Source organism: Mesobacillus harenae (genome assembly GCF_013343715.1).
GTDB lineage: Bacteria > Bacillota > Bacilli > Bacillales > Cytobacillaceae > Mesobacillus_A > Mesobacillus_A harenae.
In genome coordinates this window covers 81800-106466 of the sequence record NZ_JABUNR010000016.1, presented here as the reverse complement: position 1 = coordinate 106466, position 24667 = coordinate 81800, and the positions used below count along the sequence as shown (strand labels likewise).

Here is a 24667-nt window from a genome sequence, read left to right as displayed (position 1 = left end):
ATGTCTTAAAGAGGTGATAAAATGGAGTCGGTTATTTATGGAAGACATTATCAGACCTTGCTACCAATCTCTATTTCTATCAGAAATGGTTTTATTAAAGAGATTCAAAGGTTACAAGAACCAAACAAGGAAAAAAGTCTTCCCATCATTGCACCTGGTTTAGTGGATTTACAAATTAATGGTAGTTTTGGAATTGATTTTAATTCAGATGATGTAACAGTTGAAAAGGTGATCACCATTACCCAGAAGCTATGGGAAACAGGGGTCACTACTTTTTTTCCGACGATTATTACGAATAGTAAAGAGAAGATATCTGAATACTTGCACATTATTTTGGAAGCGTGCGATCGGAATCTGCGTGTCAACTCTACCATAAAGGGGATTCACATTGAAGGTCCTTTTATTTCTCCTCTTGATGGTCCAAGGGGGGCGCATGCATCCCATTATGTTCGTAAGCCGGAGTGGGCGTTTGTTGAAGAATGGCAAGAGATTGCTCAAGGTAGAATTAAATTAATTACGATTTCCCCGGAGTGGGGAGGAAGTGTAGAGTTTATTAAAAAGTGTGTAGAGCAACAGTTAGTTGTTGCCATCGGGCACACAGCTGCTACTACAAAACAGATTGATGAAGCAGTCAAGGCAGGAGCCAGGTTGAGTACCCATTTAGGAAATGGCTCACATACCACTCTTCCACGACACCCAAACTACCTTTGGGATCAGTTAGCACAAGAAGATTTGTGGGCATCCTATATTGCCGATGGATTTCACCTGCCGGACTCCGTTATTAAAGTAATCACAAAGGTGAAAGAGAAGAAAGCAATTTTAGTAAGTGATGCTGTCAGTTTAAGTGGCTTGGAGCCAGGGCAATATGAAACTCATATTGGAGGCAAGGTCCACCTTACGGAAGAAGGGAAGTTGCATTTAGCCGATAACCCTAAGATTTTAGCGGGTTCGGCCCAAATGCTAATAAAGGGAGTGCAAAATCTTGTTTCTAAAGGGGTTTTAAGTTTAGAAGAAGCGTGGGAAGCAGCCTCGATATATCCCAGTAACCTCGTAAACTTGGATGTGCAAAAGGGAATCAAGGAAGAAGCGGTAGCTGACTTGGTTTTATTTGAATCTAATGAAAATGGATTTATAATTCGTCAGACGATTAAGGACGGGAAGTTGGTCTTTAATTCAGGGATAGAAGTACATGAGGGATGGTCACAGTGATGTCCTCGAATTAACCTGAAGGACATAGAGGAACTCTCGACAGTAATGAAGAAAAACAGTTACGCTAACCCACACCTAAGTTAGTTTTTAAAGTGGTTTTATATTAGTATCACTCCCGATCCGATCTCTAAAAAAAAGAATCAACCACTGCAGGAGTAGTCGATTCTTTTCACTAATGGACTTTCATAACTCGGTCAATTACTTGTTTTTCTAGTTCGGACACGAGGCGGTCATCTCTTTTTCGAGGTCTTTTTAATGTGATTTCCTGGTCAAGGGCCACATTTCCGTTTTCGAGCAATAATAACCGATCTGCTAATGAAATCGCTTCGGATACATCATGGGTAACTAGAAATGCAGTGAATTGCTGTTCTTCCCAAAGGTTATAAATTAACTGGTGCATCTCAAGTCTTGTAAAAGCATCAAGAGCGCCCAAAGGTTCATCGAGGAGCAAAAGCTGAGGTCGGCTAATCAGTGCCCGAGCCAGGGAAACTCTTTGCTTCTGGCCGCCGGACAAAACATGTGGCCATTCATTTTCCCGCCCTTTAAGCCCTACTTTATCAAGCATCTCAGCTGCCTGTTTCGTCCTATCCGCTGGGGTAAGACTTCGATTGCTATTTAAGCCGATCGCTACATTTTCAACCACAGTCAGCCAGGGAAGCAGCCTGGATTCTTGAAACATGACCCTTATTTCCGGGTTGATTCCCTGCATCTTTTTATTATTGAGGACAATTTCACCTGAAGTTGGCTCGTCAAGGCCAGCCAGTAAACGAAGGAAGGTGCTTTTTCCGCAGCCACTTCGCCCGACAATTGAAATAAACTCACCCTGGTTTACTGACAGCTCAAGCTCCTCTAGTACCTGCACGGTTCCAAACCTTTTGGAAATATTTTGTACGTGAAGGCCTGATCCTCCTTGTTCCATCTGTTTCACCTCAAACCTATTTCTTCTTAGCGTAGCTCGGATGCCATTTTAACGTTATCTCTTCAATTATCTTGGCCAGAACATCCGCTAGTTTTCCTAGTAATGCATAAATTGTGATACTTAAAATAATGACATCTGTCTGCATGAATTCCCGCGCATTCATTGCCATATAGCCAATTCCAGAATCTGATGCAATCGTTTCTGCGACAATCAGGGTTAGCCACATAAGACCCAGGGCATATCTTAGTCCGACAAAAATGGATGGCAGAGCGCCTGGCAATATAATCTTTTTGAAAAGTTCCCAGGAATTCAGGCCATATACCTTTCCCATTTCAATTAAGCCCCGGTCCACTGTCCGAATGCCATGGTAGGTGTTTACATAAATCGGGAAAAACACACCGAGTGAAACCAAAAACAGTTTTGCCGTTTCCCCAATTCCAAGCCAGATAATGATAAGTGGAATCAGCGCCAGATGTGGGACATTTCTGATCATCTGTATGGTCGAGTCCAATAACTTGCTTGCAAGAGGGGATAGTCCATTGAGCAGACCCAGAATAAACCCTAATCCGCCGCCAATCATCAGGCCGACAATCGCTCGATAGGTGCTGATACCCAGATGGTGAAGCAGGATGCCTGATACCAGAAGTTCATATCCAGTCTGGACAATAACGGTTGGCGCAGGGAACAGCCTGGAAGTAATCCATTCATTCGTTGATGCTAATTGCCAGAAAATAATAAGGGCTACTGGGAGCACCCACGGCAGTATCCCATCCAGTCTATTATTCTTTAATTTCATCTACTACACCTACTTAATGCTTTCAGGGAACCACTCTGGATTGAGAGTAACCATATCTGATACCGAAATGTCCTGATCAATTAAACCCTCATTATGAAAGGTATCAGCGATGTCCTGCTGTTCAGCCACAACAGAATCAGTGATTTCCTGAACTCCGTATGTTCTGCGGTTCACGGTTGTTTCTAAGGCTTCCACTGGAATACCAAGGGCATCTGAAAGCATTTTCGCTAGTTCTTTCTTATTTTCATTAGCCCATTCATCAGATTTATCCAACTCTTCCAATATCGTCTTGATTACATCGCTATGCTCATTTGAAAAGGCTTCTGTTGTAAAATAATACGTACGATTGTTCGTAAATCCATCACCATTAAACAGAGTTTTCGGACTAATATCGTCTTCCAATACTGCAAGGAAGGGATCCCAGAATCCAAGAGCATCAACTCTCTTTGATTCAAAGGCAGCACGGCCTTCAGATGCGTCCTTCACATAAGCAAACTCTACATCCTGAGTGGACAAGCCTTCCTTTTGCAAAGCCTTCATCAGCAGGTAATGGGAATTCCAGCCCTTGCCGATTGCAATCGTTTTTCCTTTTAAGTCAGCGGCTGTTTTAATATTTGCGTCCTCGTGAACGATAATGGCCAGACCTTCAGGATTAGGACTTTCGGATGCGACATACACCAATGGCATTCCGGATGCTTGGGCAAATACGGCATTTGCATCCGCCGCATGGCCAAAATCAATATTGTCTGTGTTTAATGCTTCAAGCAATGCACCGCCAGTCGCAAGCTCTATCCACTCAATTTTGATGTTTTGCTCCTCCAGCGCTTTATCAAGATTACCGCGTGACTTAAGGATATGTAATGTATTTCCTTTTTGAAATCCTATTCTGATTGTTTCAGGATTTCCCTCACCTTCCTGTGCTGATCCGGTTGAGGTTTCTGAATTGCCGCCGCATGCAGCTAGAACAAAAACCATCAGTATGCTTAAAACTAAACCCAACCCTTTTTTCACCCTTGTTTCCTCCCCAATAGTTAGAATATTATCAATACTCAATATACATAATATCCCATGATAAACCTGATAAGTCAAACCCGTTTACTTGGAATTAGTAAGTTAATTATATTGACAACTAAAGTGTTAATATTCTAAATTTAATAATAAAACTATTTACTAGGATGTGAGCAGAAACATGAAGGCTGTAGAGAACGCGTTTTTGAGCTATGGAGAAAAGGCTGCGCCTGTGAAGGTTGAAGTATTCCTGAATTTAACATGCCCATACTGCGCAAGTTTTTTTGAAATGGCGGAAACAGTTTTAGCGGATTACATAAACAATGGACAGGTAGAGTACATTGTAAAACATTATGATAAGCCAAGAGAGATGCTGTTAAATGGAACCTTAGTTAACCTGTTCCTGGATTATGATAATCCAACTCGCGTGAGAGAAATTATGAGAGAATTGTTTGAAACACAGGAACAATGGGATCAATTAACCAATCAGGATATTAAACGTATGCTGGCTGAAAAATATCAGTTACAGGAAGAGCCCAAAAACACAGAAATCAGCCTGGAAATTACAGCAAAAGCAATTCAGAGAAACGTAAAAATGGTTCCAACCGTTTTCATTAACAATGCAGAATATCAATACCCAAAAGAGATAACAGCCGAAGAATTACATGCAGAAGTTAAGGGGTGCCTGTCACTTCCCGATTAATCTTGTTTCACAGGATATGTTTGATGTATGTTTTTCTGGCTAAGGCGGAAGTTGTCGTCAAGCAGGTAACAACATAGGATGTCCATAAGAAAAGCTCTGGCAAGCATTACGGGGATCCGCTACCAAACCGCTACAGCTACTGTACAGCAGCAGGAATGCAGATCCCCATACATAAGTTTGACCATTCAGAACTTTCACGTATGGTCGACGGCCATCAACACGAACTGTGCTGTTATAGTGCCTTCAAATAACAATAAATCCCCAGCTCAACTGAACAAGTCAGCCCCGCAAACTACGTCAAAAGCTTGAATAAGAATGCTAGATTCCTAGGTTCATCATAACCCCGCAACTATAGCAAAGGGATACTTCATAGTCGATACTTCCTAATCCTTCTCATTAGCAAAGATTGGGTGATGCCGAGCTTTTCGGCGGCTTTTCTTGTAGATTTCGCCAATTTTAAGGCATCGATGATCATGTTTTTTTCGATCGTTTCGAGCAGCTCTGGCATACTTCCGTTGTGTTCAACCTGCTTCAGGTAGTCGGGCATAAGCTGGTGTTCAACCATTTTTTGCGGAAGATCTTTTTCGTCTATGATCTGGTCGGACAGGATGACAAGTCTTTCCATTAGGTTTTCGAGCTCACGGATGTTTCCGGGCCAGTTGTAGGTTTGGAATAGAGCCATTACCTCTGGTGCCAGTCGTCTGTTCATATTGTATTTTTCATTATAGGTGTTCAGGAAATAGACGGCCAGGTCCCCGATTACCTCTTTCCGTTCTCTTAGGGGGGGCAGCTTAATGGAAAGGATGTTCAGCCGGTAGTAGAGGTCGGAGCGGAACGATCCATCTTCCTCCATTTCTTCGAGATCCCGATTGGTAGCCGCGATAATTCTGACGTTAGCCTCAACGTACTCCCTTGCCCCGATTGGCAGATATGTTTTTGTCTGGAGGAAATGCAGGAGCTTTGCCTGGAGGTGCGGCGGAAGTTCGCCAATTTCATCGAGAAACAGGGTTCCGCCTTCAGCCGCCTGGATTAAGCCCTGCTTGCCTGATGTGCTTGCGCCTGTAAAAGCTCCGCGCTTGTAACCGAAAAGCTCAGATTCAAGAAGCTGCTCCGGCATTGAGGCACAGTTGATTTGAATAAATGGTCCTTTATACCGCTTGCTTAAGAGGTGGATTCGCTCGGCGGTTGCGCTTTTTCCCGTTCCTGTTTCTCCGGTGATCAGAGCAATGGTATCAACATTCGCGATTTTTCCAATCAGTTTTTCGGTGGAAGGGTGCAGAATGAGCTCTTTTTTGGCAGGATGACTACTGGTATTTAAAGGAATCTTCAACTTCCTGAGCTCCTGGCTGTATTTCTCCAGCAATTCCTCGGTATCTCTCAGCTTGGAAGAGGTTTTGACGGCCTCGGTAATATCCCGGCAATGGGCGACAATTGCTATCACTTCTCCATTTTCATCCTTCACTAAATGACCGGTAGCGATGTATTTGCGGCCGTCCCTTACCTCTTGAACAGTGCTGATATTGCTGTTGGCTTCAGAGGCAAGCCTTGTGACAGAGGGGGAAAACACCTTTTCTCTTTCCAGATCCCTAACATTCCTGCCAATTAGAGTTTTCCTCGGCACCTGGGTAATCAGCTCGCTTACATGATTGGCCCAGAGGGTGACCCCGTTTTTATCGGTAATATAGATCGCATCATCAATTGAATCCAAAATATCTGTAAAAAATTTCGGCCGCTGTTCGGCCAGTTTTAAAAGTTCTTCCATAAGTTTCTCCTTTATGAACCGATTTCGATTCAAATATTCCCCAAATTAATCCGTAAAGGCGATTCGCATTCAACTCAGTGAGTCGGTTTTGTGTATAATTATAGTTAATATTCTAAAAATTCTCAACAAAATCCCTGAAAAAGCTCTGTTTTTCTCTTTTAAACTGGCACAGTTATTGCATTAGGAACTGTAGAAGGGAGCGGATAGGGTGTGACACAGCAATTGGTGAGAATTAGGCCGGACCGCTTGATGAAGACAATCCAGCAAAGTGCAGAAATCGGAAAGCTGCCTAACGGCGGGATTTGCCGGCTTGCTCTGACAGAAGAAGATAAAGAGATGCGGGAACTTTTCCGGCGGTGGATGGAAGAGAGCGGACTCGATGTCAGGGTTGATGATTTTGGCAATATGTATGGGCGGCGACGGGGGAAGAACAATAATCTGCCGCCTGTGCTGGTCGGGTCGCATTTGGATACACAGCCAAAAGGGGGAAAGTTTGACGGAATCCTTGGTGTACTTGGGGCACTGGAGGTCATCAGGACCCTGAATGACTTTGGAATCGAAACAGAGCGGCCAATCGAGATTGTCAATTTTACGAATGAAGAAGGAGCCAGGTTTCAGCCGGCGATGCTCGGGTCAGGTGCCATGGCAGAAGTATTTAACAAGCAAACCGTTTTACATACGAAGGACCAGGACGGCTTCACCTTTGGGGAGGAATTGGAACGGATCTCCTATAAGGGCTTACAGGAACACCGGCCATCCGAAATTTTTTGCTTTATAGAGCTGCACATTGAGCAGGGGCCGGTTTTGGAGAATGAGCGAAAAGCAATCGGGGTCGTAACGGGAATCCAGGGGATGACCTGGCTTGAGGCCACGGTCAGCGGCCGGACCTCCCATACAGGCACAACTCCGATGAAGCGGAGAAAGGATGCCGTCCGGCTGGCTTCGAGAATGATCACAAAAATGTATGCGCTCGCTGAAGGCATTCCGGACCTCCTCGTTGCGGTTGGCCGGATCAGTGCCCGCCCTAATGTTATCAATACAGTTGCCGACGAGGTGGTATTTTCCGTTGATATCCGTCATCCCAAGAACCACATACGGGAGCAATTTGAAAAAACGCTGAAGGAAGAACTGAGCATGATGACCCTGGTCGAGGAGATGGAACTGCAGATCAAGGACCTTGATAGGATTGGCACAGAACCTTTTTCAGCTGAGATCATCGAGGTAATGGAGAACGCCGCTGTAACACAAGGCTGTTCTTATAAGAAGATGATCAGCGGGGCTGGGCATGATGCGAAATATGTAAATAGGATAGCGCCGACTGCTATGCTGTTCATCCCAAGCATCAACGGCGTCAGCCACTGTGAAGAAGAATTCAGCGAAGCAGATGATATCGAAAAGGGAGTCGGCGTCCTATTCGAGACTGTGTTATCACTGGCCAATAAACAAACCTTATAAAGGAGCTGTCCTTATGGGAAAAATCAAAAATGAAGTATATGAAAAAGTCTTTGATCAGGTGGATGCCATGTGGGAGGAGGAGGTCTCTTTTTTACAAACGTTGGGACGGTATCCCTCCACATTGGGAAACGAACGGGAGATTCAGGAACACCTGGCTGGAGTGCTCGAAAGGGATTTGAACCTGAAGGTCGAAAAATTGATCCCAGAACCCGAGAAACTAGCTGCCCATCCGGGATTTTCGAAGCCGGAGTGGTCCTATGAGGATCGTCCGGTTGTCGTTGGCAAATATGAAGCAGAGGGAGAAAAGAAAGGCAAGAGCGTCATTTTTCAGGGACATATCGATGTGGTCAGCCCCGAGCCATTATCCAAATGGAATTATGATCCGTGGGGAGCCGAAATTATCGGCCCGAGAATGTATGGGCGCGGCATTGCTGACATGAAATCCGGAGTTGCTGCAATGATTTACGCGTTGAAAGCGGTTCAGAAGGCCGGAGTGAAGCTGGCCAATGACGTCACGATTAAAACAGTCACGGAGGAAGAGTGCACGGGAAATGGAGCACTAGCGGCGATTGAAGCCGGATACCGGGCAGATGCCGCCCTCATTCCGGAGCCGCTTGGGCAGAAGGCATTGGTCGGCCAGGTCGGTGTCATCTGGGTGCGCATCAAGGTATCCGGCCTCGGTGCCCATACAGAAAGGGCTGATCAAGCGGTCAATGCCATTGTTAAGTCGTATCCTATGGTGAACGCGCTGCTAGACTATGAGAAAGAGCTGAACAGCCGTCCGAAACATAAAGTATTCGGTGATCATCCCCACCCGCTAAATATCAATATCGGCAAAATCCATGCGGGGGACTGGCCGTCTACTGTTCCTTCTGAAAGTACCATTGAAGCAAGAGTCGGTTTCAATCCGGGAGTGAATCCGGGGGATGTGAAGAAGGATCTGGAGGCTTTCTTGCTCACGGCAGCACAGAAGGACGAGTGGCTCAAAGACAACCCTCCAGAAATCAGTTTTTACGGGTTCCATGCTGAAGGGTTCACTCTTGATCCGGACCAGGAATTTATCCATGTACTGAAGGAAGCCCACCGGATGAACGAAAAGGACAGTCTCGGATACGGAACCTTCACCGGAACGACGGATGCCAGATTTTACAATCTTTATTATGATATTCCGGCCACCTGCTATGGTCCAACGGGAGCCAACCTGCACGGGCCGGATGAATGGGTGGACCTTGACAGTGTGAAGCGAGTCACCAAGACATACGCTGCCTTTCTTTTAAAATGGTGCCAGTACCAGGAATAGAAAATACGCGGAGTCCGCAGAAATTATGGGAGGTAGAAAGATGGATCTTGGAATCTTGATTTTATTTGGAAACGCAATTATGACTACGGTTCTTTCTGCAGGCATAGTCATTTGGATTTTAAAGAAGGAATACTTGCCAACGATAAAAAAACTGGAAAAAGAGCAAGACACTGCCCATGTTCAAAATCCGGACGGAATAGTCAAGGAGGTCTAAAATGGAAAAAACGATATTTTTCGTCGTCGTTGCCATTTATATAATCGCTGGAATTGTTGTCACAAGGCATGTCAAAAACAAGGATGATTTCTATGTCATGGGGGAGAAGGGATCTACGCTGCTGATCGTTGGTACCCTGTCTGCGACCTACCTGAGTGCGGTTACGCTGATGGGCCTTGCCGGGATGATCTATAACGAAGGTCCCGTTGCTCATGCTGGGTTCGCTTCTTATGGAGCATGGCTGGGTACGTTATTTGCAGTCATTTATGTGGGTAGAAAGCTGAAGGCCCTTGACTGCCAAACGCTTCCGGACTTTTTTGAAAAACGGTTCAAGAACAAATGGGTAACCGTCATTTCAACAAGCATTATGATTATTGGTTTATTGGGCTATGGTGTTGTCCAGTTGATTGGGGCTGGTGTGGTCCTGTCTGAAATTCTCGATATTCCGTTCCCGGTTTTAATCCTCCTGTTTACGCTGGCGCTATTAATTTTTAGTGCAATGGGAGGAATGTATGGGGTCGTTATTACCGATACGCTTATGTTCTTTACGATGCTGGCCATTGCTGCTGTTATTGCGCCACTCATTATTGGACAAGCCGGTCTTGATCAGGTAAAAAACCTGGGTCAGGTTGTTCCAGGCTACTTTAGTTTTACGGGTAGTGCTGACCGTCCGTTCGGTTGGGTATTCTCCCAATTCCTGATGTGGATTCTATTCTTTGGTTGTACACCATCACTTGTATCCCGCGTGTTCCCGGCAAAGAATGATTTTGTCATCATGAAGGCAGCCGTCATTGGTGTGTTTTTCGCTCCGTTCATGCAGCTGCTTGTCTTCATCGCGGCAGCGGCGATGATGGTCCTAAGGCCGGGCATCGAGCCGGCAGACCGTGTCTTTATTGTCGGCATGATGGAATATGTTCCAGCCGGGCTGGCAGGGATCGGGCTCGCCGGTCTGATGGCCTCAATTATGTCCACTGCCTCAACGCTATTTGTCCTGACTGGCTTTGCTTTGGCGAAGGATTTATTTGAAAACGTCCTGCACAAGGATTTTAGTGAAAAGAAGAGCTTGGTGATCGGCCGGGCTGCTCAGGTCATAGTGGCCATTGTCGTCTGCATCATCGCCATCATTCAGCCGTCTTCGATCTTCTGGATTTCCATCTATGCTGGTTCTATCTTTGCTGTCGCGTGGATGCCGACGATTATTGGGAGCCTCGAATGGAAGCGGATGAGCAGTAAAGCTGCAATCGCAAGCATGACCGCGGGAATCGTGACCTTTATTGTGTTCGGTGAGTTAAAAAGGTTCGGAATCATCACCTTTCCGGTCGGCTTTGACAACTTCTACCTGGCAATCATCGTATCGGTTCTGACGTTGATTGTTGTCGGTTTCATCACGAAACCGAACGATTACGAACTTGGCTACTATCAAAAAATGAAAGAAACCAAGCTTTCAGTTTCGACCATCAAGTCGATTCTAGCCAAACCAAACGGCGCCGCCGAGCTGAAAAAGCAATACAAACAGACCATCACAATAGCCGCATCATTCGTCGTCATATCCGTCGTACTCTGGGGCTATTTCATCGTCAGACTAGGCATGTAGAAGAAGGTGCCTGTCACTTCCCGGTTAATCTTGTTTCACAGTATATGTTTCACGGGAATTCTTAAAAACAATAACCGAAGATTTGCATGGGATGATTGGGGCACTTGTTTTGTTATAAAAAGGTGCCTTGTCACTCCACAAGGGAATCCACTGAGTAGGCAGTTAAAGCTACTTGGTGGATTTTTTTGTGTGGCAAAGTGGTTATTTTATCGTTTTTACACCTTTCTATATAAATAGCATTATGATCATCCAAGATGAAATTCTCCTTTTTAAAACGGATTACATAATTAAGAGACCTTTTGCTCCACGGGCAACAGCATACAAAAGTTTATCTAGGGAAACTCTAAAGGACTTTGCCGTGATTGCAGTTTCTCCCACCGGCAACAACTTTGGCGAATTGTCGCTTGGATCGTTCGGTTACAAACTCTCCTCTTCGATATTCTCCTTGCCTACTGCCCTTTATTTTAAATTTGTTGACTTAGTGGAAAGTCTTGGTCACCTAAACTGCTCGTTAGTTGACGATGAAAAAGGAGCTTCCAATCCTTACTAGATCTGCAACTCTTGGCCCCGTTAGCTCAACAAGACAAAGTTAAATACTGTCATTTTTCTAGGTTTTTCTTCATAAGAGATGCCACTTGTAGATTATCTTGATTAGAAGTGTTTTCTAGATGCTTAATAATTAGTTCTTGACGTTCCATGGGGTGATTTTGACTTAATTTAGCTTTTGCTTCAATTTTTGAGATGTTTATTCTGAACGCTACAATTCCTTTACTCATTCCTTCGATAAAGCTGGGGTCTACATCACTTAAATTGTACGGACTATCCGAGCTTTCATATTTTTTTACCATGTCATTTAAAGAATTGAATATTATTTTTGGATCTTCGACAATCTCCATCTTTCCATATAAATGGATAGATACATAATTCCAAGTAGGTACGGCCTTCATTGTTTCGTACCAAGAAGGTGAAATATAACAGTGAGGACCTTGAAAAACCACAAGAACTTGCTGGTTTTTTATATCCTTCCATTGTTTGTTCGGGCGAGCAAAATGACCATATAAAGCACTTTCATTTTTATTTAGTGTGAGTGGAAGATGGGTAGCGTAAGGTTCTCCATTGTGCTGAGAAAATAAAGTGGCAAAGCTGTACTCCTCGATAAAATCATAAATCATTTTTTCATCATTGAGTTGAAAATATTTAGGTATAAACATGGATTTAGCTCCTCCTAGATTAATCCTTTGTTAATAGTGGTATTTGACAGATTTAAAAATAAAGATTCGATATAAGATATTGTATAATGTAAACTGACATCTAAAAAGGTACAATTATAAACAAATGAACATGTCAAAGGTGGTTTTACATGAAAAATACTATTTTTATTTTGAAGGAGGGCACTCCAAAATATAAACAAATCTACGAGCAGTTTAAATCTTTTATTGAGCGTGGCGACATACTTCCTGATAATCCATTGCCATCCATACGCCAACTTGCAGACTCCCTTCAAGTCAGTCGTAATACCACATTGATGGCATATGAGCAGCTTGTAGCGGAAGGCTATATCCGCGGAGAAGGGAGAAAAGGGTATTTTGTAAATGAATTAGAGCCAGTTTTATTTCAAAATACTGTCATTCCGCCTCATAAAAAGCATAAAGAAACGGTAACGCCAGTACAAATTGATTTCAGAGCAGGGTCCGTGGATCAAACTAATTTTCCCCTGGAAATCTGGAGAAGAATATCAAATAAAGTTTTAACATTACGGGAGAGCTTTCGATACGGGGAACCCTTTGGTGAAGTATGCTTGCGTGAGCAAATCGCTGCTTATTTATTCCAATCTCGTGGAGTGAAAACAGAACCGGATGCCATTATAATCGGCAGTAGTACCCAACAAATGTTAATTCATCTTGGACAAATCCTGAAGGATGAATTTACTGGCATTATTATAGAGGATCCTGGTTATGATGGGGCAATGGAGGCTTTTCGATTTCATCGTTTTACGATTGAGACTTTACCAGTTTATGAGACAGGGGCTAACTTTTCAAAATTAGAAAAATTGAGGTCAAGGTTAATCTATGTAACTCCCTCCCATCAAAGTCCACTAGGGGTAAGTATGTCCATTCAGCAAAGGCAATTGCTTATTCATTGGGCAAAAAACAAAAATGGATTTATTATCGAAGACGATTATGATAGTGAATTTCGCTATACTCAACAACCATTTCCAGCACTTGCATCCATTGATTCAACAAGAGTCATTTATCTAGGGAATTTCTCAAAGTCCTTTCTTCCAGGAATCCGCCTAAGTTATATGGTGCTGCCGCAGCTGGTATTAAATCGTTATAAAAACCAATTTCTTCATTTCGAGAGTACCTCTTCACTCCTAAGCCAGCTTACTATGGCTAAATTTATGGAAGAAGGAGAATGGAATCGCCATATTAAACGAATGCGACTTGTGTATAAGCGAAAAATGCAGTGCTTAGTTTCAGAACTAAAAGAACACTTCAAACAAAGTACATCCATAATTGGGGAACAGTCTGGTTTGTACGTTTTAGTTAAGGTACATCTAAATCGTTCAGAAGAATGGTTAATCGAGCGTGCTTCCATCTATGGGGTAAAAGTCTATCCCACTTCAATCTATTTCATAAAAAACCATCCTGGAGAAGCAATTATTAAACTGGGATTCAGTAATCTTACCTGTGATGAAATTCAGAGAGGCGTGAAGCTTTTAAAAGAGGCATGGGGGTGCTGATATTCACTTTATGCCTTTTACCGAAAAGGTATTGGACCGCTCATTAACAAACTCAGTACATCATTTAATTATGATAAACATAAATAGTGCCTGTCACTCCCCGAATAATCTTATTTCACGGTTTGTTCCAAGTTTATCGTACATTTTTAGAATTTATTTTGTTTTTGGGTGAGTTATCTATTTTGGATGACTTTAATTAGGGAGCGATTCACTAGGTGCTTCATACGAACATTCTTGTCTGACGATGCGGGTACCAATTACTGAGATCTTGTTCTTTAAATAATGTAAAGATCCCGTATGAAAAATAAAAATATATCAATTTTCTAACTATTTTAATAAAGTGAATCTCTTTATAAAAAAGAAGTTGTCAAATAGAGTTTTCGTGATAATAAACGATATAAGGAATGAAAATGAAAGAAGTTTTCATTAAATTAATATAGTTTTTTCAACTAATATTTAGAAGTTTCTAAATTTGCAATCTTTTTAGTTATTGACAAAAATAGGCTTAGCTGAAATAATTATGTAAACGATTACGTAAACGTTTACATACACAAGGAGATGCTAATGAAGATTATAGAAAAGGTAACAATTAGGGAGGTAGCAAAGGAGTCAGGGGTTTCAACTGCAACTGTCTCTAGGGTATTAAATGATACCGGTTATGTAAGTGATGAAATAAAAAGCCGAGTATTAAATTCTGTAAAAAACCTAAACTATCAACCTAATGCTGTAGCCAGAAGTTTAAAACAAAGTAAAACAAATACGATTGGTGTAATTATCCCGGATATTTCAAACCCATACTTTATGAAAATAGCAAAAGGGATTGAAGATCGAACATGGGATGCTGGGTATAACCTAATTTTCTCCAGCTCAGATGGAAAGCTAGAAAAAGAACATCAGTTGTTAAAGTTACTTGTAGAGCAGAGGGTAGATGCAATTGTTTTAGTAACATCAGGTAGTGAAAATGAATTAGCAAAAAGTATTAATGAGAGTGGTACACCGGTAATTCTTATCGATCGCAGATTAAATCATGAACAATCTGATTTTGACCTGGTTGAAGAAGATAATGTACAGGGTGCCTATTACTTAACAGAAAAAATTATACAGAGGGGTCATACGAGAATTGGTGTGATTGCAGGTTCTTTCCAAGTGAGTACAGGAACTGATCGATACGAGGGGTTAACTAAAGCATTAAAACAGTACAACATCCCTCTAGACGAAAATCTCATTTATATTGGAGATTTCACAAGAAGTAGTGGTGAAAAAGCTGTCGATTACTTTTTGAGCAATGATGATTACCCTAGAGCTATTATTTCATTTAATAACCTTATGACAGAGGGTGTCTTGTATAGCCTTTTTCAAAAAGGATTTAAAGTACCTAAGGACTTCGATGTGGCGTCATACGGCGGAACCGATCTTGACATTTTACTAGAGCCGCCCGGGATTATTACGATTTCTCAGGATCCCTATAAGATGGGAATTAAAACGGGTGATATTTTGCTTAAGCGTCTTGTTATGGGTGAAAGTGGTCCTTTTTATGAAAAGTTTACACCAGAAATAGTTTATTAATTAGCGATGCTAATAGAATGTTACATTAATAGGTTGATTTTACTCATTCGATTAGCTAGCAATTACTAATAAAAAAACCAAGGGGGATTCTTCATGAAGAAAAATTTACTGTTTTATGTCATGTTGTTTGGATTAGTAGCCTTGTTAGTTGCATGTGGTGGTAATGAACCTGCTTCACAAAGTGATAATAATGAAGAAAAAACAGAGGCTAAGACTGAAGAAAAAAGCAACGACAAAAAGTATACACTTAAGTTCTCTACACAAAGCGTACCAAATGATGCTCACACAAAAGCGATTGAAATATTCAAAGAAGAGCTTGAAGCAAGCACAGATGGCCAAGTTACTGTAGAACTTCACCACTCTGGTGCACTTTATAACCAAGATAGTGAACTTCAAGCATTAATGAGAGGAAACGTAGAAATGGCTTATACTTCTCCGCCATGGTTAGCAGACATAGTACCTTCTGTATCAATGTTTACAGCTGGTTATATGTTTAAAGATTATGATCATATGACGAGTGTATATAATGGTGAGATTGGAAAGGAAGTCTTCGAAAAGATTGCATCTGAAACAGGGGTTAGACCTTTAGGAGCATTTTACTTGGGTTCAAGGCAGATCAACCTGGTTCAAGATACTCCTGTCAAAACTCCAGAAGATTTAAAGGGAGTAAAATTACGTATGCCTGATAGTCCATCTTGGTTATTCTTAGGGGAAGCTATGGGAGCAAATCCTACGCCAATCGCATTTACGGAGTTATACATGGCCTTAAGCACAGGTACAGTTGATGGTCAAGACAACCCAATGCCGACTGTTAAGAACGCAAAATTTTACGAAGTCACTAAGTCCTTAAGTATTACGAACCATATTATTGACACAGTTTGGCCTACAATTAATGAAGAACTATGGGTAGAAATGGGACCTGATTTACAAGCAAAAATCTATGAAGCTGTTGCTGCTGCACAAAAAGTGTGTGACGAAACAAATATTCAAGCGGAAAAAGAATTGGTAGAGTTCTTTAAACAAGAAGGTTTAACAGTAGTAGAAGCAGATATTGAAGCGTTTAGTAAGCATGTACAAGAGCAGTACTTAAATAACACAGAGATGACATCAAGCTGGGACATGGATTTATTCAACCAAATCCAAGAAATGGCTAATAACTAAACTAAGGTACCCGGCTCAGCAATGGGCCGGGTTCTAAAAAAAGGATGATTTTATTGAAATTTACTAAAATAGGATCCTTTATTTTGAAGATATTTGAAGTGTATATACCTGTTATTGCTTTTGCAATAATGTTTATGGTCTTTGTTGTACAAATATTTTTCCGCTACTTTTTAAATCAACCTATTACTTGGTCATATGAATTAACTACGATCGGTTTTGTCTGGACTGTATTTTTAGGTGCAGCCTATGCGAGACATAAGAATGATCATGTTGAGTTTACAGTTTTTTATGATTTAGTTGGTGAGAGAACGAAAACGCTTTTTCGGATAGCTGGCAACTTACTAATTGCAGTGGCTTTTATCATTTCTATTTACCCAATCTATGATTATATTCAATTTCTCGGTATTAAGAAAACGTCTGTTTTACAGATACCTTTTAATATTGTATTCTTCCCTTTTTTAATCTTTATTGTAACGATTGTTCTTCACTCCATCTATGACCTTGTCCTCGATACGAAAAAATTAATAAGTAAGGAAGAATTATAACATATTCTAGCAACTTACATTAACTTAGAAAAGGGGTGACTGCTATGAGTACTATGGTGCTCATTCCGTTAATTGTCTTTGTTCTAACTTTCATTTTACGAATACCAATAGCATTAGGCATGTTAGCTGCTGGTATCTACTATTTTTTTGCGACGGGGTCTGATATCGGAATAGTTGTTGACAATGTCGCGTATAACTTGTATTCGTCTTATGTATTAATTGCAATACCACTGTTTGTATTTACAGCGAATGTGATGAATAGCGGTCTTATTACGGACCGAGTTTTTTCATTTGCTAATACTTTAGTAGGAAGATACAAAGGTGGGATGGGACATGTAAATGTACTGGCGTCCCTTATATTTTCTGGAATGACTGGTTCTGCTGTAGCCGATGCTTCTGGACTAGGTAAGATGGAAATTGAAGCCATGAAAAAGCAAGGGTACGATCGAGGATTTAGCAGTGCAATTACGGCGGCGTCTGCAACGATTGGACCAATATTTCCACCAAGTATTCCACTAGTGATTTATGCGATGCTTTCAGGAGCATCTATTGGTGCATTGTTTTTAGCGGGGATTGTTCCAGGGATATTATTAGGTATTGCTCTTATGATTTATATTGTTTTTTTAGCTAGAAAAAGAAACTATCCTACTGGAGAACGCCACAATCTAAAAGAATTTTTAAAGATTTCATTTAAAGCAATACCTGCTTTATTAACGCCGGTTATCCTTCTAGCCGGTATATATGCGGGTGTAATGACACCAACTGAAGCAGGTGCAGTATCTGCATTTTATGCAATGATTATTTCCTTCTTTGTCTATCGAACAATGGGACGTAAGAATGTATTTAGGCTATTTCTTGACACCGTTAGTACTACTGGGAGTCTATGTTTAATTGTAGGTGCATCCTTTGTCTTTTCTTATATTATAGCAAGCGAACAAATTCCAGGAATGATTTCTGATTATATGCTTGGGATCACGGAAAATAGAATCGTCTTACTACTTATAATTAATCTATTGTTTTTGCTCTTAGGTATGGTGATGGATACTTCTACTATAATGGTTGTATTTATTCCAATGATTTTACCGCTTGTTCAGGCACTTGAAATAGATTTAGTGCATTTTGGTGTCATGATTGTCCTGAATATGATGATTGGGCTTTCCACTCCACCATTTGGAATGCTCCTCTTTATAGTATCAAAAGTGGGTGAAACACCTCTAATGGAGGTTATTAAAGAAATAGCTCCAATGTTAATAGTAATGATTATCGTTTTATTACTGGTAACACTCATTCCAGAAATTACGTTATTTATTCCAAACTCTTTAAATAATGGTTAAAAAATAACTTTAAAGGAGAAAAACCAAATGACTACATTTCCAAATGGAATTTGGCCTACGATGATTACCCCATTTACACCTGATAATAAAGTCGATTATTTAGCACTTGAACAATTAATAGAATGGTATATTTCAAAAGGAGTAGATGGTCTATTCGCGGTATGCCAATCAAGTGAAATGTTCCAGTTAACGCTTGACGAAAGAGTGGAGCTTTCACAGTTCGTTGTAACTCAAGCGAAAAATAGAGTACCAGTTGTTTCATCGGGTCATATCTCCGATGACGTGCAAGATCAAATTACTGAGTTGCAAGCAATTAGCAATACAGGTGTAGATGCTGTTGTATTAGTCACTAATAGACTTGCAAAAGAGGATGAATCAGATGATGTATGGATTGAAAATGCCGAAAAAATCCTAAACGCACTACCTGATATGCCTTTTGGATTGTATGAGTGTCCCTATCCTTATAAACGCTTACTAAGTGATAAATTAACTAAATGGTGTGCGGCATCAGGTCGCTTTTATTTCCTAAAAGATACATCTTGTAAAGTGGAAGACATGGTAAGAAAAATAGAGTTATGTGCTGGTTCTAATCTAAAAATCTTCAATGCGAATGCACCAACCTTATTGGATTCACTGAAAATAGGTGTAAGTGGATACAGTGGAATCATGGCCAATTTTCATCCGGAACTATATTCATGGTTAGTGAAAAACTGGCAAGGGAATGAGGACAAAGCGAGTAAACTCCAGTCATTTTTGGGTATTGCATCAGTCATAGAAAAACAACTCTATCCAACGAATGCAAAATATTACCATACGTTAGAAGATCATAATGTAAATATCAACGGTCGTAATCAGGATTGTACCCAATTTACATCTTCAAATAGGTTAGAGGTTGAACAACTACACGAATTTACACAACATGTGATCAACGAATATACCGAAACGGTTAATAAATCGGTTTAAAAGGGGGCAGCTTTAATTGGATACTAGATGGGGTAAATTACCGAAGATAGGAATTAGACCAGTTATTGATGGCCGAAGAGGTGGAATTCGTGAATCACTTGAAGATGTCACCATGGGTATGGCACGAAATGTGGCACAATTCATTGAAGAAAATCTCTATTACCCAAATGGTCAGTCAGTTAAGTGCGTAATTGCAGACACGAGTATTGGTGGGGTAGTTGAAGCAGCCAATACACAAGAAAAATTTAGAGCAGAAGGTGTAGGTGTAACAATTACTGTCACTCCATCCTGGTGCTATCCAACTGAAACGATGGACTTGGATCCACATACAATTAAAGCGATCTGGGGATTTAATGGTACGGAAAGGCCAGGGGCAGTGTATTTGGCTGCAGCAGTATCTGCACATAACCAAAAAGGGTTACCTGTTTTCAGTATATATGGAAAAGACGTGCAAGAGATGAACGACTCCTCCATTCCTGAAGATGTAAAAGAAAAACTGCTGCAGTTTGCAAAGTCAGGATTGGCAGTTTCTTTAATAAAGGGTAAATCCTATCTTTCAATGGGCTCTGTGTCGATGGGTATAGCTGGATGCATTGTTGATGAACGTTTCTTCAGTGATTATTTAGGTATGAGAAATGAATATGTAGATATGACCGAGTTTATTAAACGAATTGAGTTAAACATATATGATGAAGAAGAGTTCGAGAAGGCTTTGAAATGGGTGAAAGAAAATTGTAAAGAAGGAAGAGATGTTAATCCTCCAGAGCTTAAACGATCAGATGAGCAAAAAGAAAAAGACTGGGAAGCGATTGTGAAAATGGCTCTAATTGCAAGAGACTTGATGGTAGGAAACCCAAAGCTTGCTGAAAAAGGATTTGGTGAAGAAGCTCTTGGACGAAATGCTGTTGCTGCAGGATTTCAGGGGCAACGATCATGGACAGATTACTTTCCTACTGGCGATTTTATGGAAGCAATCCTTACTTCTTCTTTCGATTGGAACGGTAAGCGAGAGCCGTTTATGTTAGCGACTGAAAATGATACGCTAAATGCAGTAACCATGCTGTTGGGTCATTTACTCACTAATTCAGCACAAATTTTCGCAGATGTAAGAACATATTGGAGTCCTGAGGCTGTAAAACGAGCAACAGGTCATGATTTAACGGGAGTTGCAGAAAATGGTGTCATCCACTTGATAAATTCTGGACCTGCCGCTTTAGATGGTACAGGGCAACAAGCAAAAGATGGACTACCAGCAATGAAACCTTACTGGGAAATTTCAGAGGATGAAGTTCAAAAATCCTTGGATGAAACCAAATGGTGTGCGGCCGTTGATTTCTTCCGTGGTGGTGGATTTTCAACAGATTTCACAACCAAAGGTGGAATGCCTGTAACGATGGCAAGGATTAATTTAATAGAGGGTATTGGTCCTGTTTTACAACTAGCTGAAGGATATACAGTCGAGTTACCGGATGAAGTTCATGACAAGCTTGACGAACGAACAAATCCAACCTGGCCAACAACATGGTTTGTTCCTAACCTAACAGAAAGTGGACCATTTAAAGATGTTTATTCTGTCATGTATAACTGGGGGTCCAATCATAGTTCTATAAGCTATGGTCACATTGGCAGTGATCTTATCACGCTGGCCTCGATGCTGCGAATTCCTGTTTCGATGCACAATGTTTCTGAGGATCGTATTTTCAGACCAAGTATCTGGAATGCGTTTGGTGCAATGGATTCACAAGGAGCAGACTACCGAGCTTGTGAAAAGCTTGGACCACTATATAAGTAAAGATTTTAATATAGATGATTCATAAGGCGCCCAGCAGATTATTGGACTATTCTTGGATGTTTATCTGTTTTTCCTATTTCTTAGGAGAATGGGTCCAATCTTTAATGGGCGTCTTATGTTTTTTTCTGGACACAAGTAGCGAAAGTTAATGAAAATGTAGCGAAAGAAGGTGACCATAATGGATAGTAAATACGCAATAGGTATAGATTATGGGACTGAGTCAGGACGAGTCTTGGTTGTTAATGTTGCCACAGGTAAGGAAGTCGCAACTCATGTAACAGAGTATTCAAACCATGTGATAAGTGAACAATTACCTAATCAAAAGGCTCTGCTAGAACATGATACTGCCTTACAAGATCCAAAAGATTATCTTGAAGTGTTATACCAATCAATCCCTCAAGTAATGAAAACAGCAGGTATAGAAGCTAGGGAGGTAATTGGTATAGGTGTTGATTTTACAGCGTGTACGATGATGCCACTTGATGAACTGGGAGAACCGCTTTGCCTACAAGAGGTATGGAAGGATAATCCCCATAGTTGGCCGAAGTTATGGAAGCATCATGCAGCACAAGAAGAGGCCGATTTGATAAATGAAACGGCAAAAGAATTAGATCAGTCCTTTATTTCAAGATATGGCGGGAAAATTTCGTCAGAATGGATGTTCCCTAAAATACTAGAAATCTTACATAAAGCACCGGAAGTATACGAAACAACCGACCTCTTTATTGAAGCATGTGATTGGGTTACGTATAAATTAACTGGAACCATTCAAAGAAGTACATGTATGACTGGATACAAAGCTTTGTGGGATAAGCACAGTGGCTATCCAGATGATTCCTTCTTAGAGGTTCTACATCCAAAGTTAAAAGGTATTTCTCAAAGTAAATTGCGTGGAGATGTTATCGCAATTGGTCAAAGAGCGGGAAGCTTAACGGATGAAATGGCGAAAAAAATAGGATTACTCCCTGGTACAGCTGTAGCAGTAGGTATTATTGATGCCCATGCTTCGGTACCAGCAGTGGGAATGACAGAGCCTGGGAGTATGCTAATGGTAATGGGAACTTCAACATGTCATCTCTTTTTATCAGACAAGGAAGAAATGGTGGAAGGGATCTCTGGAGTAGTAGAAGATGGTATTATTCCTCAATTATTTGCGTATGAAGCTGGCCAAGCCGCAGTAGGCGATATATTTGCATGGTATATTAAAAATGGAGTCTCAAGCAAAGTAGAAGCTGAAGCAAAAAATGAAGGGCTAACAATCCATCAGTGGCTTGAGAAAGAGGCATTACAATATACACCTGGTGCCAATGGACTATTAGCTTTAGATTGGTGGAATGGGAACCGATCTGTTTTAGTAAATGGTAATCTATCAGGAATGATTGTCGGTTATACACTATCAACAAAGCCTCAGGAAATCTATCGTGCGTTGCTTGAATCCACTGCATTTGGAACCCGTAAAATCATTGAAGCCTTTGAAAAAAAGGGAATTGAGGTAAAAGAAATCATCGCAAGCGGTGGCCTTCCCCATAAAAATAAACTTTTGATGCAAATTTATGCAGATGTTTTAAACAGAGAAATTAAAGTTAGTCAAACAGTCCAGGCCTCTGCCCTAGGAGCTGCAATCTTTGGGGCCGTTGCTGCAGGGAAAGAAAATGGGGGGTATGATTCTATTTTTGAAGCTGCAAAAACAATGGCAAAATTACCTGAAGAAATTTTTACGCCAAATCCCACAAACACCTTACTATATCAAAATTTATATCAAGAATACTGTCAATTGTATGATTACTTTGGAAGAGGTATCAACCCTGTCATGGAAAGACTAAAATCCATGAAAGAGAATTTGTAGCCAATTAATGAGGTGAGATAATACCTAAAAAAATAACAGTACTAGGTAGTATTAATATGGATTTAGTCACAAAAACAGATACCATTCCAAAGGTTGGAGAAACAGTCAAAGGGACATCTTTTTTCATAAACCCAGGAGGAAAAGGAGCAAATCAAGCTATAGCTGCCGCGAAACTAGGTGCAGATATTTCACTGATTGGCTGTGTGGGGGATGATGAATTTGGCAATCAATTACTCTCCCATTTAGCTGCCGAAGGTGTTTCAACTGATTATATAAAAAAGGTATCTAATGTTAGTACAGGGATCGCATCGATCACACTATCTGCTAGTGACAACAGCATTATTATTGTATCAGGTGCAAACGATTATATAACTCCAAAACTTGTCGAAGAATATGAAAACATCATTGCACAAAGTGATATACTCCTTTTACAATTAGAAGTCCCGCTTTTAGCGGTTGAGAAGGCAGTTGAATTAGCCAAAAAACATGAAGTTCTTGTTATTTTAAATCCAGCACCTATACAACCCTTGTCTGAAAACCTATTAAAAAGTGTTGATTTTCTTATTCCAAATGAACACGAGCAAAAAGAACTTTTCAAATATGGCAACTCTTCCATGATCGCAAAAAAATGTATTACCACCAGAGGGTCAAAGGGAGTTAGCTTCTATCAAAACGATAAGGAAGTTCATATTCCAAGCCTGAAGGTTGATGTATTGGACACAACAGGTGCAGGTGATTCCTTTAATGGAGCCTTTGCAGTTGCCTTGAGCGAAGGGAAGGATACCAAAGAAGCATGTCACTTTGCGAACATAGTGGGCGCACTGACTGTTACAAATCTTGGTGCTCAAACAGGCATGCCAACAAGAAAAGTCATTCAAACCTTTTGTAAAGAGCGTGGAATACCATTCGTGTAGGGAGTGTGCCTGTCACTCCCCGATTAATCTTGTTTCACGCATTTTGTTCCACAGTTAGCTCAGGGGTTGTTAGGTTCTTGATTGGTTTTAGGGTATTATATATCTTGGATGAATTTGATCGGATCGGATCGCTTGCTTGTACGGGTGGTCCTTTTGTATGTGAAAAGGTTGGGTTATAGTGAAAAGTTATCTATAGACACCAACAAGAGGGGCTCTCTGCTTCAATCAAACGTATGATTAGTTGGGATCGCTTGGTGGGTTTGGGTTAAGGTTTAATCAAATGATTGTGATTTAAATGCTGATACTTCAATCAAAGTTTGAACTCCCCGTACTATTCGTTACACGGAGAGTCCTTTATATGGACAACTTATATTTTATTGAATATGTATGAACCTTTCTTAGGATTAACGGATAACATTTATACTAAATGTATGATCTTCTCTTTGTATATTTCCACGGTCTTGCCATTTGTTAACGTGCTAACCGTTAGTATTTTCGGCCGTTCTTGCAACACATCCTGATAGACCAATCAATGGCTTATATCGATGACGGTTACCGCTTCTTCTATATCTGCAGCTTATTTCGGTGAGATCTATGGAAATTGGTACTCATTTCATATGAGCTAACAAAGGGGGAGAAAAAAGACTAGTTTTTCACCGGTCTCGAACCGACCCTCTGGGTCCTTAATCTGCTCTATGATGTTTATATCGAATTTATTGTGGAAAGAGATAAACATACCAAATAAATTTTTTGGCTATTTTTTATCACCAGATTAGAGGCACAGGATATCCTGTGCCTCTTTTCTGTTGTGTTTGTGAAAAGTGCCTGTCACTTCCCGTTTAA

Annotated in this window: 21 protein-coding genes; 16 read left to right on the top strand and 5 right to left on the bottom strand. The window is 40.9% G+C overall.

Annotated features, from left to right (window positions below; translation table 11 throughout):
• The first annotated feature begins 21 nt into the window (after positions 1-21).
• Positions 22-1209, top strand: a complete 1188-nt coding sequence (locus tag HRJ06_RS18490) for an N-acetylglucosamine-6-phosphate deacetylase (protein ID WP_174734455.1) — start codon at positions 22-24, stop codon at positions 1207-1209.
• A gap of 172 nt (positions 1210-1381) precedes the next feature.
• Here HRJ06_RS18490 and HRJ06_RS18485 read toward each other — a convergent pair whose 3' ends face one another.
• Genes HRJ06_RS18485 through HRJ06_RS18475 form a run of 3 tightly spaced genes read right to left on the bottom strand, consistent with a single transcriptional unit; the run spans position 1382 to position 3935 of the window.
• Entirely contained in the window at positions 1382-2128 is a 747-nt protein-coding gene (locus HRJ06_RS18485) for an ABC transporter ATP-binding protein (protein WP_174734454.1), read from the bottom strand.
• Positions 2129-2144: 16 nt separating this feature from the next.
• On the bottom strand, positions 2145-2924 hold the full coding sequence (gene ssuC, locus HRJ06_RS18480) for an aliphatic sulfonate ABC transporter permease SsuC (protein WP_174734453.1): 780 nt from the start codon (positions 2922-2924) through the stop codon (positions 2145-2147).
• 9 nt (positions 2925-2933) lie between these two features.
• Complete coding sequence (locus tag HRJ06_RS18475) at positions 2934-3935, bottom strand: aliphatic sulfonate ABC transporter substrate-binding protein (RefSeq protein ID WP_174734452.1); 1002 nt, start codon at positions 3933-3935, stop codon at positions 2934-2936.
• A 178-nt stretch (positions 3936-4113) separates the two neighbouring features.
• Here HRJ06_RS18475 and HRJ06_RS18470 point away from each other — a divergent pair, with 178 nt between their 5' ends.
• The gene (locus HRJ06_RS18470; RefSeq protein ID WP_174734451.1) at positions 4114-4635 is read left to right on the top strand and encodes a thioredoxin domain-containing protein; all 522 of its coding nucleotides are present in this window, start codon (positions 4114-4116) and stop codon (positions 4633-4635) included.
• Positions 4636-5002: 367 nt separating this feature from the next.
• Here HRJ06_RS18470 and HRJ06_RS18465 read toward each other — a convergent pair whose 3' ends face one another.
• Positions 5003-6397 (bottom strand): sigma-54 interaction domain-containing protein, encoded by a 1395-nt coding sequence (locus HRJ06_RS18465; RefSeq protein WP_174734450.1) that lies wholly within the window; start codon positions 6395-6397, stop codon positions 5003-5005.
• Positions 6398-6607: 210 nt separating this feature from the next.
• Between HRJ06_RS18465 and HRJ06_RS18460 the strand changes: the two genes are divergently transcribed.
• The 5 genes from HRJ06_RS18460 to HRJ06_RS18440 all read left to right on the top strand — a co-directional run bounded on the left by HRJ06_RS18460 (position 6608) and on the right by HRJ06_RS18440 (position 11510).
• The gene (locus HRJ06_RS18460) at positions 6608-7852 is read left to right on the top strand and encodes an allantoate amidohydrolase (RefSeq protein ID WP_174734449.1); all 1245 of its coding nucleotides are present in this window, start codon (positions 6608-6610) and stop codon (positions 7850-7852) included.
• Between the two features lie 13 nt (positions 7853-7865).
• Positions 7866-9152, top strand: a complete 1287-nt coding sequence (locus tag HRJ06_RS18455; protein ID WP_174734448.1) for an ArgE/DapE family deacylase — start codon at positions 7866-7868, stop codon at positions 9150-9152.
• 40 nt (positions 9153-9192) lie between these two features.
• Positions 9193-9366 carry a hypothetical protein gene (locus tag HRJ06_RS18450; RefSeq protein ID WP_174734447.1) on the top strand — a complete coding sequence of 58 codons (174 nt, stop codon included), beginning with the start codon at positions 9193-9195 and terminating at the stop codon, positions 9364-9366.
• Between the two features lies 1 nt (position 9367).
• Positions 9368-10960 (top strand): sodium:solute symporter family protein, encoded by a 1593-nt coding sequence (locus HRJ06_RS18445; protein WP_174734446.1) that lies wholly within the window; start codon positions 9368-9370, stop codon positions 10958-10960.
• Between the two features lie 187 nt (positions 10961-11147).
• Positions 11148-11510: a hypothetical protein gene (locus HRJ06_RS18440; RefSeq protein ID WP_174734445.1), complete on the top strand. Its 363-nt coding sequence runs from the start codon at positions 11148-11150 to the stop codon at positions 11508-11510.
• Positions 11511-11559: 49 nt separating this feature from the next.
• Here the strand turns inward: HRJ06_RS18440 and HRJ06_RS18435 are convergent, their stop codons facing one another.
• Positions 11560-12171 carry an FMN-binding negative transcriptional regulator gene (locus HRJ06_RS18435; RefSeq protein WP_174734444.1) on the bottom strand — a complete coding sequence of 204 codons (612 nt, stop codon included), beginning with the start codon at positions 12169-12171 and terminating at the stop codon, positions 11560-11562.
• A gap of 149 nt (positions 12172-12320) precedes the next feature.
• Between HRJ06_RS18435 and pdxR the strand changes: the two genes are divergently transcribed.
• From pdxR to rbsK, 9 genes are all read left to right on the top strand, one after another.
• Entirely contained in the window at positions 12321-13703 is a 1383-nt protein-coding gene (gene pdxR / locus HRJ06_RS18430) for a MocR-like pyridoxine biosynthesis transcription factor PdxR (RefSeq protein WP_174734443.1), read from the top strand.
• A gap of 564 nt (positions 13704-14267) precedes the next feature.
• The gene (locus HRJ06_RS18425) at positions 14268-15269 is read left to right on the top strand and encodes a LacI family DNA-binding transcriptional regulator (RefSeq protein WP_197970024.1); all 1002 of its coding nucleotides are present in this window, start codon (positions 14268-14270) and stop codon (positions 15267-15269) included.
• 93 nt (positions 15270-15362) lie between these two features.
• Positions 15363-16430 carry a sialic acid TRAP transporter substrate-binding protein SiaP gene (locus HRJ06_RS18420; RefSeq protein ID WP_174734442.1) on the top strand — a complete coding sequence of 356 codons (1068 nt, stop codon included), beginning with the start codon at positions 15363-15365 and terminating at the stop codon, positions 16428-16430.
• A gap of 53 nt (positions 16431-16483) precedes the next feature.
• Entirely contained in the window at positions 16484-16975 is a 492-nt protein-coding gene (locus tag HRJ06_RS18415) for a TRAP transporter small permease (protein WP_174734441.1), read from the top strand.
• A 44-nt stretch (positions 16976-17019) separates the two neighbouring features.
• The gene (locus HRJ06_RS18410; protein WP_174734440.1) at positions 17020-18309 is read left to right on the top strand and encodes a TRAP transporter large permease; all 1290 of its coding nucleotides are present in this window, start codon (positions 17020-17022) and stop codon (positions 18307-18309) included.
• A gap of 27 nt (positions 18310-18336) precedes the next feature.
• A complete protein-coding gene (locus HRJ06_RS18405; protein ID WP_174734439.1) occupies positions 18337-19272 on the top strand; it encodes a dihydrodipicolinate synthase family protein in 936 nt (311 codons plus the stop codon).
• A gap of 16 nt (positions 19273-19288) precedes the next feature.
• Positions 19289-21064, top strand: coding sequence for an L-fucose isomerase (locus tag HRJ06_RS18400; RefSeq protein WP_174734438.1), 1776 nt, complete (start codon positions 19289-19291; stop codon positions 21062-21064).
• Positions 21065-21242: 178 nt separating this feature from the next.
• On the top strand, positions 21243-22910 hold the full coding sequence (locus HRJ06_RS18395) for a ribulokinase (RefSeq protein ID WP_174734437.1): 1668 nt from the start codon (positions 21243-21245) through the stop codon (positions 22908-22910).
• 20 nt (positions 22911-22930) lie between these two features.
• A complete protein-coding gene (gene rbsK, locus HRJ06_RS18390) occupies positions 22931-23824 on the top strand; it encodes a ribokinase (RefSeq protein ID WP_422392746.1) in 894 nt (297 codons plus the stop codon).
• The last annotated feature ends 843 nt before the right edge of the window (positions 23825-24667 follow it).